General features: G+C 66.6%; 13 protein-coding genes and 1 pseudogene. 7 read left to right on the top strand and 7 right to left on the bottom strand.

Going from position 1 to position 15016, the window contains the following annotated elements:
- Positions 1-136: 136 nt before the first annotated feature.
- From G7007_RS05860 to bioB, 6 genes are all read right to left on the bottom strand, one after another.
- Positions 137-433, bottom strand: a complete 297-nt coding sequence (locus tag G7007_RS05860) for a pyrroloquinoline quinone biosynthesis protein PqqE (RefSeq protein ID WP_181099848.1) — start codon at positions 431-433, stop codon at positions 137-139.
- A 103-nt stretch (positions 434-536) separates the two neighbouring features.
- Positions 537-1220 (bottom strand): dethiobiotin synthase, encoded by a 684-nt coding sequence (bioD, locus tag G7007_RS05855; RefSeq protein ID WP_181099846.1) that lies wholly within the window; start codon positions 1218-1220, stop codon positions 537-539.
- A 1-nt stretch (position 1221) separates the two neighbouring features.
- The gene (bioC, locus tag G7007_RS05850) at positions 1222-2046 is read right to left on the bottom strand and encodes a malonyl-ACP O-methyltransferase BioC (protein ID WP_181099844.1); all 825 of its coding nucleotides are present in this window, start codon (positions 2044-2046) and stop codon (positions 1222-1224) included.
- Positions 2039-2770: an alpha/beta fold hydrolase gene (locus G7007_RS05845; RefSeq protein ID WP_181099842.1), complete on the bottom strand. Its 732-nt coding sequence runs from the start codon at positions 2768-2770 to the stop codon at positions 2039-2041. The genes bioC and G7007_RS05845 overlap by 8 nt, the downstream gene beginning before the upstream one ends.
- A 13-nt stretch (positions 2771-2783) precedes the next feature.
- Positions 2784-3935, bottom strand: coding sequence for an 8-amino-7-oxononanoate synthase (bioF, locus tag G7007_RS05840; protein ID WP_181099840.1), 1152 nt, complete (start codon positions 3933-3935; stop codon positions 2784-2786).
- Between the two features lie 2 nt (positions 3936-3937).
- The gene (gene bioB / locus G7007_RS05835) at positions 3938-4996 is read right to left on the bottom strand and encodes a biotin synthase BioB (protein ID WP_181099838.1); all 1059 of its coding nucleotides are present in this window, start codon (positions 4994-4996) and stop codon (positions 3938-3940) included.
- A gap of 79 nt (positions 4997-5075) precedes the next feature.
- On the opposite strand from bioB, the gene G7007_RS05830 reads away from it, so the two are divergent.
- From G7007_RS05830 to G7007_RS05805, 6 genes and pseudogenes are all read left to right on the top strand, one after another.
- Positions 5076-5813, top strand: coding sequence for a ComF family protein (locus G7007_RS05830; RefSeq protein ID WP_181099836.1), 738 nt, complete (start codon positions 5076-5078; stop codon positions 5811-5813).
- Between the two features lie 252 nt (positions 5814-6065).
- On the top strand, positions 6066-6521 hold the full coding sequence (locus tag G7007_RS05825; RefSeq protein ID WP_181099834.1) for an REP-associated tyrosine transposase: 456 nt from the start codon (positions 6066-6068) through the stop codon (positions 6519-6521).
- A 338-nt stretch (positions 6522-6859) separates the two neighbouring features.
- Positions 6860-7624, top strand: a complete 765-nt coding sequence (locus tag G7007_RS05820) for a TOBE domain-containing protein (protein WP_181099832.1) — start codon at positions 6860-6862, stop codon at positions 7622-7624.
- Between the two features lie 95 nt (positions 7625-7719).
- Positions 7720-8694 (top strand): serine/threonine protein kinase, encoded by a 975-nt coding sequence (locus G7007_RS05815; RefSeq protein ID WP_181099830.1) that lies wholly within the window; start codon positions 7720-7722, stop codon positions 8692-8694.
- Positions 8695-8755: 61 nt separating this feature from the next.
- Positions 8756-9642, top strand: a pseudogene (gene rarD, locus G7007_RS05810) (EamA family transporter RarD).
- Positions 9643-10057: 415 nt separating this feature from the next.
- Positions 10058-12247, top strand: a complete 2190-nt coding sequence (locus G7007_RS05805) for a malate synthase G (RefSeq protein WP_181099822.1) — start codon at positions 10058-10060, stop codon at positions 12245-12247.
- Positions 12248-12400: 153 nt separating this feature from the next.
- On the opposite strand, the gene G7007_RS05800 is transcribed toward G7007_RS05805, so the two are convergent.
- Positions 12401-12874, bottom strand: a complete 474-nt coding sequence (locus G7007_RS05800; RefSeq protein WP_181099820.1) for a response regulator — start codon at positions 12872-12874, stop codon at positions 12401-12403.
- 204 nt (positions 12875-13078) lie between these two features.
- Between G7007_RS05800 and G7007_RS05795 the strand changes: the two genes are divergently transcribed.
- Entirely contained in the window at positions 13079-15016 is a 1938-nt protein-coding gene (locus tag G7007_RS05795; protein ID WP_181099818.1) for a putative nucleotidyltransferase substrate binding domain-containing protein, read from the top strand.

The following is a 15016-nucleotide window of genomic DNA, read 5'->3' as shown; positions in this document are numbered from 1 at the left end:
TCGACAGAGCCATGTCGATGGGAAAGAAAGGACTGACAGAGGGCGCCTGAGCCCACGTCTACATGGCAGACGGCCATACGAAAAACGGCGCTCCGAAGAGCGCCGTTTCAAGGAGGACGAGCAGGCCTGGCCGGACTCAGGCCTTGATGTCGATGAGTCGTCCCAGCATCTCGTCGGAGGCCTTTTCGACCTTGAGGCCGCCCTGGACCTGATACAGGCCCAGGTCCAGTTGGACGGTCTGGGTGGCCAGGTCCAGCTGCTGGCTGCGGTCCACCGAACGCAGGCGTTCGGCTTGGTAATCACTCGATTGGCTGGTGGCCGTACGCTCGACGGCGGTGCTGGCGATCTGGCCTGCCGTTTCGTCGAGGCGCCGCTGCCCTGCCTGGATGGCGCCCAGCCCAGGCTGGTACGCCGACGTGCCGCTGATGTTCATGGAAAACTCCTGTCAGAGCGATGACGGGTCATGTCATTAGAACAGCCTTGCCACCCGAATATCCACGCCCAGCAGAGATGGCCCCGTGCCATCCGACCATCGGTCACTCGCCGAGCAGCGTCAGGTTCAGGTGCTCGGCGACCGTCTCGGCGCGGGCGTCGTTCAACCGCGGCACTCTGCCCAGGCACGGTGCGGACATGCGCTCGGCCAGGGTGGCCAGGTTCTCCTCCAGCCGTGCCGTGCGAGGCTCGATCAGGTTGGCGACCCAGCCGGCCAGCGGCAAGCCATCGCGCAGGATGGCTTCGGCGCTGAGCACTGCGTGGTTGATGCAACCCAGGCGCACGCCGACCACCAGGATCACCGGCAGCTCGAGGGCGATCGCCAAGTCCGACAGCGCGGCCTGGTCGGACAACGGCACGCGCCAGCCGCCGGCGCCTTCGATCAGGGTGAAGTCCGCGTGCTGCTGCAGCACGTGCTGCATGGCCGTGCGCAGCGAGGGCACGTGCAGCGCCACACCCGCTTCCCGCGCCGCGATGTGCGGAGCGATGGCCGGCTCGAAGGCGTAGGGGTTGACCCGCTCGTAGGGCAGCACGAGGCTGCTCTGGGCGATCAGTGCCAGGGCATCGGCATTGCGCAATCCGTTCGGGGTGACGGTGCAGCCGGAGGCGACCGGCTTGGCCCCCAGGGTGCTCAGCCCGGCTGCCCGTGCGGCGCACAGCAGCCCGGCGGCGACGGTGGTCTTGCCGACATCGGTGTCGGTGCCGGCGATGAAGTAGGCGTGGGTCATCTCATGCTCCTGTGTCCGAGGGCTTGCGCAGCACGCCATAGACCACCTGGTAGGTCACCGGCAGCCCCTCGGGCTCGCGCAGGCGTTCATAGGCCTGCCTCAACGCGGCGACACGCGCCCGCCCGGTCAGCCCCGACGGTCGTCCGGGGTTGAGGTTGTGGGCGCCCAAGGCCTTGAGTTCGTCGGTCAAACTGCGCAGGTCCGGGTAGTGCAGGCCATGGGCGCGGCGCTGCACCTGAACGACCTCCAGGCCACTGCCGAGGCATTGCCGTTCGTAGTCCCGAAGGTCTCGGAACCGGTTGACGTGCACGTGCCCGTCCACGGCCTGCCAACTGGCACGCAACTCGGCCAGGGTCCCGACACACAGGCTGCTGAACGCTAACACCCCGCCGGGGCGCAGGACCCGTGCGGCTTCGGCCAGGACGCGGTCCAGGCGGGCGCACCACTGGATGGCCAGGCTGGAGAACACCAGGTCCATGCTGGCGTCGCGCAGCGGCAGGGATTCTGCATCGCCGGCCACATAGCCAGCAGCGCCGCCATGGGTCCGGGCGTGGCGTAGCATGCCCTCGGCCAGGTCCAGGGCCAGGCCCTGCGCGCCGTCGAAGCGCGCGTGCAGCGCACGGCTGAAATGCCCAGTCCCGCAACCCAGGTCGAGCCACCTCGACGGCGCCAGCGCGGGGGGGAGCGACGCGAGCAGGCGCTCGCCGACGTCGCGTTGAAAGGCCGCGACACTGTCGTAGGTCGACGCAGCGCGGGAAAACGAAGCAGCCACCTGGCGCTTGTCGGGAAGACAGCTGGCCAGCGGCGGCCGTGAAAGGTCAGTCATCGCCACTCTCGTGCAGGAAATGCTTGATGCTGGTCGCCAGGTCGTCCGGCCATTCGAGGACGAACCCATGGCCACAGCCCTCCATCAGCCCGACCTCGACGTCTGGCAGGACATCGCTCAAGGCCTTGGCGGCCTCGGCCGGTACCAGGGCATCGGCGCCGGCGAACAGGTGCAACTGCGGACCGTTGTACGCCTCTAGCGCGGACCGCGTATCCAGCTGACGCAGGACCTCCAGGCCGTTGGCCAGGTACAGCGGATCGGTGTCGGGCAGCCCGATTTCCAACTGCCGGGCCATCAGCCGCAGGTCGCTTGCACCTTTGCCGCACAGCCCACGGAAGCGCTTGAGCGTGACCTGGGTGTGGCTGCGGCAACCGTCGAGAAAAGTGTCGAAGGTGTCGGGCGCCATGCCGTAGGGCCAGTCGGCCCGTCGGACGAAGCTGGGGTTGCTGGCCAGCGTGACCAGGCCGCAGCAATGATCGCCACGGCGGCGGGCCAACTGGCTGGCCAGTATGCCGCCCAGCGACCAGCCGCCCAGCCAGGTGTCGGTCGGCAAGAGACGGTCGAGCCGTTCGACCCAGGCCTGGGGGTCGGCATCCGCCAGTTCCGGAAGTGCCACCAGGTCCACCTGCAGGCGGGGATCCTGGGCGCGCAAGCTGGCAGCCAGCGGTTGCAGAGGCGCAGTGCCCAGCCCCCAGCCGGCCAGAAGTATCAGTCGATTTCGCATTGGCGCATCCCCGTCAGGCATGACATTCATCCAATGCATTCAACAATAGCTGGACCTGCGCCGCGCTGTGAGCCGCGCTCAAGGTCACGCGCAACCGCGCGCTGCCTGCGGCCACGGTGGGCGGGCGAATCGCCGTCACCAGCAGGCCGCGCTCGCGCAGGCGTTGCGACAGGCGCAAGGCCTGTGCGCTGTCGCCCACCAGGATCGGCTGGATCGCCGTCGGGCTGTCCATCAGGCGCAGGCCGATCCGCCGGGCGCCTTCGCGAAACTGCGCGATCAGTGCGTCGAGGTGCTCGCGTCGCCAGCGCTCGCGGCGCAGCAGCTCCAGGCTCTTGAGCGTGGCGCAGGCCAGACCGGGCGGCTGACTGGTGGTGTAGATGTAGGGCCGGGCGAACTGGATCAGCGTCTCGATCAAGGCCTCGCTGCCAGCCACGAAGGCACCGGCCGTGCCACAGGCTTTGCCGAGGGTGCCGACCAGCACGGGCACTTCGTCGATGCCCAGGCCGAAGTGCTCGACGATGCCGCCCCCCTGCTCACCGAGCGTGCCCAGCCCGTGAGCATCGTCGACCATCAGCCAGGCGTCGCGCGCGCGCGCCGCTTTGGCCAGGGCAGGCAGGTCGGCCAGGTCGCCGTCCATGCTGAACACCCCGTCGGTGACCACCAGGGTGTTGCCGGTGGCGCGCGCCAGGCGACTGGCCAGGCTGTCGGCGTCGTTGTGCAGGTAGCGGTTGAAGCGGGCCTTGCTGAGCAGCCCGCCGTCGAGCAGCGAGGCATGGTTGAGGCGATCCTGCAGCACCGTGTCGCCCTGCCCGACCAGCGCAGTGATCGCCCCCAGGTTGGCCATGTAGCCCGTGGAGAACAGCAGGGCACGGGGCCGTCCGGTCAGCTCGGCCAGGGCTTCTTCGACCGCGTGGTGAGGCGTCGAATGACCGACCACCAAGTGCGAGGCGCCACCCCCCACGCCCCAGGTCCGAGCGCCGCTGCACCAGGCCTCGATGACCTCGGGATGATTGGCCAGGCCCAGGTAGTCGTTGCTGCAGAAGGCCGTCAACGGCTGGCCGTCGACGACCACCTCGGGCCCTTGCGGGCTCTGCAGCATCGGGCGCTGGCGGTACAGGTCCTCGGCACGGCGCTGCGCCAGGCGCGCTTCCAGGTCGAAGGCCATGCTCACGCCGAGACGGCGTCGTAGAACAGCTCGCCATTGCGCTGTTCGATCACGGCCTGCTCGATCGCCGCCTGGTGGACTTCGTCGGCATGTTCCTCGCCGGCCTCGGGCTGGATGCCCAGGCGTGCGAACAGTTGCATGTCGCGGTCGGCCTGTGGGTTGCCGGTGGTCAGCAGCTTCTCGCCGTAGAAGATCGAGTTGGCGCCGGCCAGGAAGGCCAGGGCCTGCATCTGCTCGTTCATCTGTTCGCGGCCGGCCGACAGGCGGACATGGGACTGTGGCATGAGGATCCGTGCCACGGCCAGCATACGGATGAAGTCGAACGGATCGACGTCCGCTTCGTCGGCCAGCGGCGTGCCGGCCACCTTGACCAGCATGTTGATCGGCACCGACTCGGGGTGCTCGGGCAGGTTGGCCAGCTGGATCAGCAGGTTGGCCCGGTCGTCGAGCGACTCGCCCAGGCCGAGGATGCCGCCGGAGCAGATCTTCATGCCCGCCTCGCGCACGTAGGCCAAGGTCTGCAGGCGCTCGGCGTAGGTGCGGGTGGTGATGATGCTGCCGTAGAACTCCGGCGAGGTATCGAGGTTGTGGTTGTAGTAGTCCAGGCCGGCGTCGGCCAGGGCGGCGGTTTGTTCGCGGTCCAGGCGGCCCAGGGTCATGCAGGTTTCCAGGCCCATGGCCTTGACCCCCTGGACCATCTGCAGGACGTAGGGCATGTCCTTGGCCGACGGGTGCTTCCAGGCCGCGCCCATGCAGAAACGGGTCGAACCGATGGCCTTGGCGCGGGCGGCTTCCTCGAGCACCTTCTGCACTTCCATCAGCTTCTGCTTTTCCAGGCCGGTGTTGTAATGGCCGGACTGCGGGCAGTACTTGCAGTCTTCCGGGCAGGCACCGGTCTTGATCGACAGCAGGGTCGAGACCTGCACCCGGTTGGCGTCGAAGTGCGCGCGGTGCACGCTTTGCGCCTGGAACAGCAGATCGTTGAACGGCTGCTGGAACAGGGCGCGAACCTCGGCCAAGGTCCAATCGTGACGGGTGGTTGCAATTGTGCTGGCGCTCATCGGCGTTTCCCCAGGTAGGCTCTGACGCGCGCCGGAACCCCAGCGCATCACGGATGAGGCGAATAGTCGAGGAAGCATCATGGACTGTCAACCTAGGTTCAAGTCAAAGGTTTACAAGTGGTTAAATAGTGATCATTTCTGTGCGCTGTGTGCCGCCCCCGCACGGCAGGCCTACCCTGTGTGTGTCGACTGCGAAGCCGACCTGCCCTGGCTGGACGGTGGATGCCGTGTTTGTGCACTGCCCCTGGCGCTCGACGGCCTGACTTGCGGCGCCTGTCATCGACGACGGCCTGCGTTCCAGCGAGTCGAAGCGCTCTGGTACTACGGCTTTCCCATCGACAGCCTGATCACACGGTTCAAGCACCAGGCACACTGGCCCCTGGGCCGGCTGATGGCGGAGTTGCTGGGGATGGCCTTGCAGCACCGCTTCGCCGAGGGGCTGTCGCGACCGGACCGGTTGATTCCGGTGCCTTTGGCACGGCGACGCCTGCGCCAGCGTGGCTTCAACCAGGCGGCGATGCTGGCGCAGTGGTTATCGAAGGCCCTCGGGATCGATTGCGATCCGGACTGCGTCGCGCGCACCCGCGACACCCCGGCCCAGCAGCAGCTCCAGGCCACGGCGCGTCGGCGCAACCTGCGCCAGGCGTTCCAGGTGCGCGACCCTGGCGCCGTGGAAGGCCTGCACCTGGCCATCGTCGACGACGTGCTCACCACCGGCGCCACGACCCAGGCCCTGGCCCGCCTGCTACGTCAGGCCGGGGCGCGTCGGGTGGACGTGTACTGCCTGGCGCGCACGGCCAAGCCGGGGCATGCGTGAGGGCTGGGGCTGCGCAGGTAGCGGCGGCGCCTGCATCGCTGGCAAGCCAGCTCCCACAAGGCCTGCAGCGCTGCGCTTGCTGGCTGAATGGAAGGTTGGAAGGTTGGAAGGTTGGAAGGTTGGAAGGTTGGAAGGTTGGAAGGTTGGAAGGTTGGAAGAGTGTCGTCGATGAAGCTGTGGCGGCAAGCGAGCAACGCGTGGATACCCCGCTACCTCTTGCCGCTGAGACACACCTAGTCAGGAGCCACGGACATGGAACGTCCACGGAGTGAACGCTTGAGAGCAGGTCGCTTCTCGCAAAGAAACGGCATCTACCTGCTGACCACGACCACCCTCGCCAGACAGCCACTGCTGGCTGATTGGTCTGCGGTTCGCACGGTGATCGCACAATTTCGCCAGGTCCAAGCCGAAGGTCGAGCGTGCTCGTTGGCGTGGGTCGTCATGCCTGACCACCTCCATTGGCTGGTGCAGTTGGGGCCGGTTTCGCTTGCGACGCTGATGCGGCAGGTCAAGTCTCGCAGCGCCTTGCAGATCAACAGGTGCCTGGGACGAACCGGCGCGGTCTGGCAAACGGGTTTTCATGACCGCGCCCTACGCCGTGAAGAAGACCTCAAGGCCGTTGCGCGCTATATCGTCATGAATCCCATCAGGGCTGGGCTGGTCCGACGAGTGGGCGACTATCCGCGTTGGGATGCGGTCTGGCTCTGAACCCTGCCTCTTACAGCCTGACCGCCCGCGGTACCTGCATCGCTGGCAAGCCAGCTCCCACAAGGCCTGCAGCGCTTCGCTGGCAGGCTATGGCGGCGGGCCCAGGGACTCTGTCTTCCAAGCCCTTGCAGGCTCACGACACCGCACTGCCAAGCCGGAAACCGAACCTGTGGGGCTTGCCCGCGATGAGGCCGCTGCCGCTTTCACGGCGAAAGACTTACGTCTTGCCAAAGCGGTTTCGACCGCTGAAAGCGTCATGCCCTCGATCCAGGTGGATTGACTTGACCCCCCGGCCCGCGGCAACGTCTGTATTCCACTTCACGCCGTCGACGACCGTCATGTCCCTGCCCGCTCTGCTCACCCAGCACATCGCCCGCCGGCCCCACCGGGTCGCGTTGTTGCAGCACATCGCCGAGCAAGGCTCGATCACGCAGGCGGCCAAGGCGGCGGGCATGAGCTACAAGGCCGCCTGGGATGCCATCGACGAGCTCAACAACCTGGCCATGCAGCCACTGGTCGAGCGCAGCACCGGGGGGCGTGGCGGTGGCGGTGCACGACTGTCTGGCGAAGGCGAACGTGTCCTGCGCCTGTACCTGCGCCTGCAGGCGTTGCAAGCGCAGGTGCTGGAGGCGGCCGAGCACCTGGACGACCTGGCCCTGTTAGGGCGGCTGACGCTGCACACCAGCGCGCGCAACCAGTGGCAAGGTCAGGTCAGCGCCATCACGCCCGCCGGGCGGCATGACCTGCTCAGCCTGACCCTGGCCGACGGGCTGGTGATCGTCGCGTCCATCACCCGCGGCAGCACCCAGCGGCTGGCCTTGGAGGCAGGCGCCACGGTCATTGCGCTGCTCAAGGCCGGCGCAGTCACCTTGAGCCACGCGCCTGGCGAAATCGACGCTGCCTGCAACCGTCTGCGTGCCCGCGTAGAGAGCGTGGAGCCCGACCCTGACGGCCCCAGCGAACTGAGCCTGCAGCTGGACAATGGCCAGACGCTGTGCGCCTTCGCCGAGGCCGCGTGGCTCGAGGCCCATGCGGTACAGCGTGGCGACGTACTCTGGGCACGCTTCGAGGCGTCGCAGGTCCTGCTCGGCGTGCCGGCCTGAGGCGGCGGCACCTGCGTCCGGCACGCGCACGTCCATGCCGGTCGACTGCACGCGATGCGCTACCATGAGCCTTACGTCGCCCCTTCGGAGTCAGCATGTCTCATCCTTTCGATACCCTCACCCCCGATCTCGTCCTGGACGCGGTGGAGAGCCTGGGCTTTCTCAGCGACGCCCGCGTGCTGGCGTTGAACAGTTACGAGAACCGCGTCTACCAGGTCGGGCTGGAGGACGATGCCCCGGTGATCGCCAAGTTCTACCGGCCTGGTCGCTGGAGCGATGCGGCCATTCTCGAAGAGCATGCCTTCAGCGCCGAGCTGGCCGCCTGCGACGTGCCCCTGGTCGCGCCGCTCGTGCACGACGGCAAGACCCTGTTCGAGCACCGCGACTTTCGCTTCGCCCTGTTCCCGCGTCGGGGTGGCCATGCGCCGGAACCTGGCAACCTGGACCAGCTCTACCGGCTGGGCCAACTGCTGGGACGGCTTCATGGCGTAGGGGCGACCCGCCCGTTCGCGCACCGTGAGGCCCTGACCGTGGCCAGCTTCGGCCACGCGTCGCTCGACACCCTGCTGCGCAACGATGTCGTGCCCAAGGAGCTGCTGCCTGCCTTCGAGTCGGTGGCCCGTGATCTGCTCAAGCAGGTCGAGGCCGTTTATGCCGCCACCCCGCACCAGGTGATCCGCCTGCACGGCGACTGCCATCCGGGCAACCTGATGTACCGCGACGAGCGCTTCAACGTCGTCGACCTCGATGACTGCCGCACCGGGCCTGCGGTCCAGGACCTGTGGATGATGCTCGCCGGCAGCCGTGAGGAGCGCCTCGGGCAGTTGGCCGAGCTGATCGACGGCTACAACGAGTTCCACGACTTCGACCCACGCGAACTGGCCCTGATCGAGCCGCTGCGGGCCCTGCGCCAGTTGCACTACAGCGCATGGCTGGCCCGCCGCTGGGACGACCCGGCCTTCCCGCGCAGCTTTCCGTGGTTCGGTCAGCCGCGCTATTGGGGCGATCAGATCCTGGCCCTGCGCGAACAGCGGGCAGCCCTGGACGAGGCGCCATTGAAGCTGTTTTGAGCACGCCTCCGTCATCCGCACCGGGGCGGCCCTGCCCCGTCATTCACGCAAGGAATCTGCAATGCACGCTGCAAACCCGCGCCGCGGGTATCTCCTGGGTCTCACGGCCTACATCATCTGGGGGCTGTTCCCGCTTTACTTCAAGGCCATCCAGAACGTCCCCGCCGCCGAAATCATCGTTCACCGGGTGCTCTGGTCAGCCGTGATCGGCGCGTTGCTGCTGGGGGTCTGGAAGCATCCCGGTTGGTGGCAGGCCCTGCGCGACCACCCGCGCCGTCTGGCGATCCTGGCCCTGAGTGGTACGTTGATCGCCGGCAATTGGCTGACCTACGTCTGGGCGGTGAACAACGGCCGCATGCTCGAGGCCAGCCTGGGCTACTACATCAATCCGCTGGTGAACGTGCTGCTGGGCATGCTTCTGCTCGGCGAGCGGCTACGGCGCTTGCAGTGGGTTGCCGTGCTGCTGGCCACGCTCGGGGTGGCCCAGCAGGTGTGGCAGGTCGGCAGCCTGCCCTGGGTCTCGCTGGCCCTGGCGCTGAGCTTCGGTTTCTATGGCCTGATTCGCAAGAGGCCCCAGTGGCGGCGCTGCCTGGCCTGGTGGTAGAAACCTGGATGCTGGTCCCGCTGGCCCTTGGCTGGCTGCTGCTGAACCCGACCGCCAGTACCGCACAGCCAGCGTTCTACGCCAGCAGCGAAGCGCTCTGGTTGATCGCGGCAGGGCCGGTCACCCTGGTGCCGTTGGTGTGTTTCAACGCCGCCGCCCGGCACTTGCCCTACACCACCTTGGGCTTCCTGCAGTACCTGGCGCCTACGTTGGTGCTGCTGCAAGCGGTGCTGCTGTTCGACGAACACCTGTCCTCGTCCACCTTGCTGGCATTCATGTTCATCTGGGCAGGCCTGGCCGTGTACACCCTGGATATTGTCGTCCACCTGCGCAAACGCAGCTGATCAATAAATGACCAAACCGCTGCAGCGCCCAGAAGCCATGGCCTGCAGCGTTCCTCCCAGAGGTTATCCACAGGCCCATCCCCGTGCCGTGTGCACAAGCATCATCGGTCTGTACATTTTTTGTACAAATCTTTCCAGGCCATGCGCTGCCTGCCCTGTAGCCGTACACCCCCAGGTTATCCACAAGCAGGCGCACGAAAATTCTGGATAACCGGCAGCGCTTTCAAAACGCCGTATACGCCGTCATTGCGCCAAGCCCGCGCCTGATTCATCTCCGATGTTCACGTTCGTCCCGCTTCATGTAGTATCCGCCAGGACGGACTACAAGATTGCACGACGCACCCTGCAACGAGCGGTCTGACCGGTATCACGCGCCCCCTTACGAACAAGACAGCCCAGCAGAGTGAGGCACACCATGACTGAACGGATCAACGTCGGCGGCCTTCAGGTCGCCAAGGTCCTGCACGATTTCATCGTCGACGAAGCCTTGCCAGGCACGGGCCTGGAGGCCGACCGGTTCTGGTCGGACGCCGCAGCACTCATCGAGGCGCTCGCGCCGCGCAACCAGGCCTTGCTCGCCCACCGTGACGCGCTGCAGGCGCTGATCGACGGCTGGCATCGGCAACAGCGGGGCCAGCCACACGATGCGGCAGGCTACAAGGCGTTTCTCCAGGAGATCGGCTACCTGCTGCCGCCCGTGGGCGACGTCCAGATCACCACCGAGAACGTCGACGAGGAAATCGCTCGACTGGCCGGGCCGCAACTGGTCGTGCCCGTGAGCAATGCGCGCTTTGCCCTCAATGCCGCCAATGCACGCTGGGGCTCGTTGTACGACGCGCTGTACGGCACCGATGCCATCGGTGAGGACGGCGGCGCGCAACGCGGTGCGGGCTACAACCCGGTACGGGGTGCGCGCGTCGTCGCCTTCGCCCGCGCCTTCCTCGACCAGGCGATGCCGCTGGCCAGGGGATCGCACGTGGGCACCACGCGCTACCAGATCGAGCACGGCACGCTGCGGGTGACCCTGGCCGATGGACAGGCCAGTGGCCTGCGCGATCCGTCCCAACTGGCCGGCTACCGGGGCCAGCCCGAGGCACCGACCGCCCTCTTGTTGCGCCACCATGGCCTGCACGTCGAACTCCAGATCGACGCCGAGACGCCCATCGGACGCATGGACAGCGCCGGCATCAAGGACCTGCTCATGGAAGCGGCCCTGACCACGATCATGGACTGCGAAGACTCCGTCGCCGCCGTGGACGCCGAGGACAAGACGCTCGTCTACCGCAACTGGCTGGGGCTGATGAAGGGCGACCTCAGCGAGCGCGTCACCAAGTCAGGAACGACGTTCACCCGCACGCTCGAACCGGACCGTGAATACACCCGCGTCGACGGCGGTCGACTGACCCTGCCAGGCCGCTCGTTGCTGTTCGTGCGCAACGTCGGCCACCTGATGACGACCCCCGCCGTGCTCGACGCTCACGGCAACGAAGTGCCGGAAGGGATGCTCGACGCCCTGGTCACCGGCCTGGCCGCACTGCATGACCTCAATGGTGCCGGCCCCTGGCGCAACAGCCGTCGCGGCAGCGTGTACATCGTCAAGCCGAAGATGCACGGCCCTGACGAGGTCGCTTTCGCCGTCGATCTGTTCAGCCGTGTGGAAACGGTGCTGGGCCTGGCACGCCATACGCTGAAGATCGGCATCATGGACGAAGAGCGGCGCACCACGGTCAACCTCAAGGCCTGCATCCAGGCCGCCGCCGAGCGCGTGGTGTTCATCAACACCGGTTTCCTCGACCGCACTGGCGACGAGATTCACACGTCCATGGAAGCCGGGGTGATGGTACGCAAGGGCGCGATGAAGCAGCAGGCCTGGATCGGCGCCTATGAGAACAACAACGTCGACGTGGGCCTGGCAGCCGGCTTGCCGGGCCGGGCCCAGATCGGCAAAGGCATGTGGGCCATGCCCGACCTGATGGCGGCGATGCTCGAGCAGAAGGTCGCGCACCCGCTGGCCGGTGCCAACACCGCCTGGGTCCCCTCGCCGACCGCTGCCGTGCTGCATGCCCTGCACTACCACACGGTCGACGTCCGCGCCCGCCAGGCCGAGCTGGCCACGCGCGCGCCGGCCGCACTGGACGATATCCTCACGCTGCCCCTGGCCGAAGGTGCGCCAGGGTCCGCCGAGGCGATCCGTACCGAAGTGGACAACAATGCCCAGAGCATCCTGGGGTACGTGGTGCGCTGGATCGACCAGGGCATCGGCTGTTCCAAGGTGCCGGACATCGACGACGTCGGCCTGATGGAAGACCGCGCCACTTTGCGCATTTCCAGTCAGCTGCTGGCCAACTGGCTGCGCCATGGCGTGATCGATGAAGCCCAGGTGATGGAAAGCCTGACGCGCATGGCGGCCGTGGTGGACCGGCAGAATGCCGATGACCCGCACTACCGCCCGATGACGCCGCACGTCGCCGACAACATCGCGTTCCAGGCGGCGCGCGAGTTGATCGTCGAAGGCGCCCGACAGCCCAACGGCTACACCGAACCGGTGCTGCACCGTCAGCGGCGTGTCTTCAAGGCGCGGGCGCAGGAACGTCGGGACGTGTGAGGTGCAGGGCGGTCAGCCGGGCGACGATGCGAGGCCACGGCGGCCGCCCTTGCGGGGAGGATTGCGCAGGTGTGAGGGTGGTGCAGGTTGGCCCGATGTACGGCGTGGCTGATCGTACGGCCCCATGGCACGGCCAACCCGTTGAAACCTGCATCAGCTCGTGCCCTGCCGAAGCCCCAGTTCCTCCCTGACCAGACGCAGCAACTTGTCGAGGTCCACTGGCTTGAGCAGAAAATCCACGACGCCCAGGTGCATGACGTCCACCGCTTCGCTCACGTCGGTGTCACCTGATACCACGATGATCGACAGCGCCGCCCATCGCGACTGGCGGATCAGCCGAATCAGCTCGAGGCCATCCTGTGGTTCGCTGGGGTCGGCCGTGGTCATGCGCAGATCGGTGATCATCACGCCGACCTCCGGCTCACGCGCCAGGATCTCCAATGCCTGAACGGCGCTGGCTGCGCCCAGGCAGTCGATGCCTTTGGTGCCCAGATAGATGCACAGCGCCTGGCGATTGACCTCGTTGTCATCCACGACCAGTACCTGCTGTGGCGGCGTGGCAGGCGTGCCTAGGTGCGCCAGCAGCTCACGCTCGGCGTCGCTCAAGATGTCGTCGTGCTCACCCATGGCCCACTCGTCGAAAGTCCGTTCCTCCAGTTCAGACCGCAAACCTCTGGCGTGCAAGCTGCCTTTCGTCGGGGTTTTCCAGAAACAGCCCCCCGATCACTCCTAGACTTACGTCCAATGGGCAGGCAACGGCCTTCGTTCGACCATGCCTGCACAACAACAGGCCGCGCGTACTCGGCGCCGGCACGACGATGCGGTAGTTCGATGAGCAGACAGGACGCCTTCGACAAGGCTGGCAAGACCGCCGTGTTGCAGAACATCCAGGGCACCGTGCAGTTCCTGCAGCGCTTTGCGCCCTTCAACCAGATGGAACAGGCGCACCTGGCGTACCTGGTCGAACAGTGCCAATTGCGGTTCCATGCCGCCGGCGAAAGCATCCTCAAGCCCAGCGACGGTCCCGTGGAACATTTCTACATCGTCAAGCAGGGGCGCGTGGTCGGCGAACGACAGCAGGCGACCCGTCCGGGCATGGAGACCACCTTCGAAATCAGCACCGGCGAGTGCTTTCCCCTGGCGGCGTTGCTGGGCGAGCGTGCCACACGCACCGAACACCTGGCCGGCGACGACACCTTCTGCCTGCAACTGAACAAGGCCGCGTTCATCCGTGTGTTCTCCCTGTCCGAACCCTTCCGCGATTTCGCCCTGCGCGGGGTGAGCAGCCTGCTGGACCAGGTCAATCGGCAGGTGCGGCGCCAGGCGGTGGAAACGTTGGGCACACAGTATTCGCTGAACACGCCGCTGGGTGAGCTGGCCCTGCGTCACCCAGTGACCTGCGCACCGCACACGCCGATGCGCGAAGCCGTACGGCTGATGCACGAACAGCAAGTCGGCAGCATCGTGATCGTCGACCCACGCCGCTTTCCGGTCGGCATCTTCACCCTGCGCGACCTGCGCCAGGCCGTGGCCCATGCCAGCGCCGAGCTGGATGCGCCAATTCACCAGCACATGACGACCGCGCCGTTCTTTCTCGACCCCAAGGCCAGTGCCTTCGATGCCGCCATGGCGATGACCGAACGCCACATCGCCCACGTCTGCCTGGTCGACGAAGGACGCGTGTGTGGCGTGGTATCGGAACGCGACCTGTTTTCCTTGCAGCGAGTGGACCTGGTGCACCTGGCCCGGACCATTCGTCACGCCTCGCGACTGGAGCACCTGATAACGCTGCGCAAGGACATCGGCGTGCTGGTCGAGCGCATGCTGGCCCATGGTGCTTCGTCGACCCAGATCACGCAGATCATCACGCTGCTCAACGACCACACCGTCTGCCGGGTCATCGAACTGGCCATCGCCGAACAGGGCGACCCTGGCGTCGCCTTCAGCTGGTTGTGCTTCGGCAGCGAAGGCCGTCGCGAGCAGACGCTGTACACCGACCAGGACAACGGCATCGTCTTCGAGGCGCGTGACGACGCCGAGGCCAACGTCTGCCGTGAGCGCTTGCTCCCGCTGGCACAGCACATCAACCAATGCCTGGCGCGGTGCGGCTTCAGCCTCTGTACAGGCAACGTCATGGCCGGCCATCCGGACCTGTGCCTGTCACGCGCCGAATGGGCACGGCGTTTCGCCGGGTTCATCCGTGAGGCCAGCCCCGAGAACCTGTTGAGTTCGAGCATCTATTTCGACCTGCGGGTGGTCTGGGGCGAGGAATCTGCCTGCGCGTCGCTGCGCCAGGGGATCCTCGAGCAGGTGGCCGACAACCGCCTGTTCCAGCGCATGCTGGCCGAAAATGCCCTGCGTCAACGTCCGCCGGTGGGACGCTTTCGGGATTTCGTGCTGACCCGTCAGGACGGTGAGCGCACCGCCACGCTCGATCTCAAGGTGCAGGGCCTGACGCCCTTCGTCGATGGGGCTCGTCTGCTGGCGCTGGCCCATGGCATCGACGCCACCAATACCTTGGAGCGCTTGCGCCGGTTGATCGCCCATGGCGTGGTCGACGCGCTCGACGGGGCGGCGTTCGAAGAGGCGTATCACTTCATCCAGCAGACACGCCTGCAACACCACCAGCATCAGAGCCGTGAACACCGGCCCTACTCCAACCGGATCGACCCCGACAGCCTGAACCACCTCGACCGGCGCATCCTGCGCGAGGCGCTGCGCCAGGCCCAGCGCCTCCAGGCCAGCCTGGCGCTGCGGTACCAGCTGTGA

This window comes from Pseudomonas entomophila (genome assembly GCF_013523125.1).
Classification (GTDB): domain Bacteria; phylum Pseudomonadota; class Gammaproteobacteria; order Pseudomonadales; family Pseudomonadaceae; genus Aquipseudomonas; species Aquipseudomonas entomophila_B.
The sequence above is the reverse complement of the archived record's forward strand: the minus strand, read 5'-3'. Positions and strand labels throughout refer to the sequence as shown.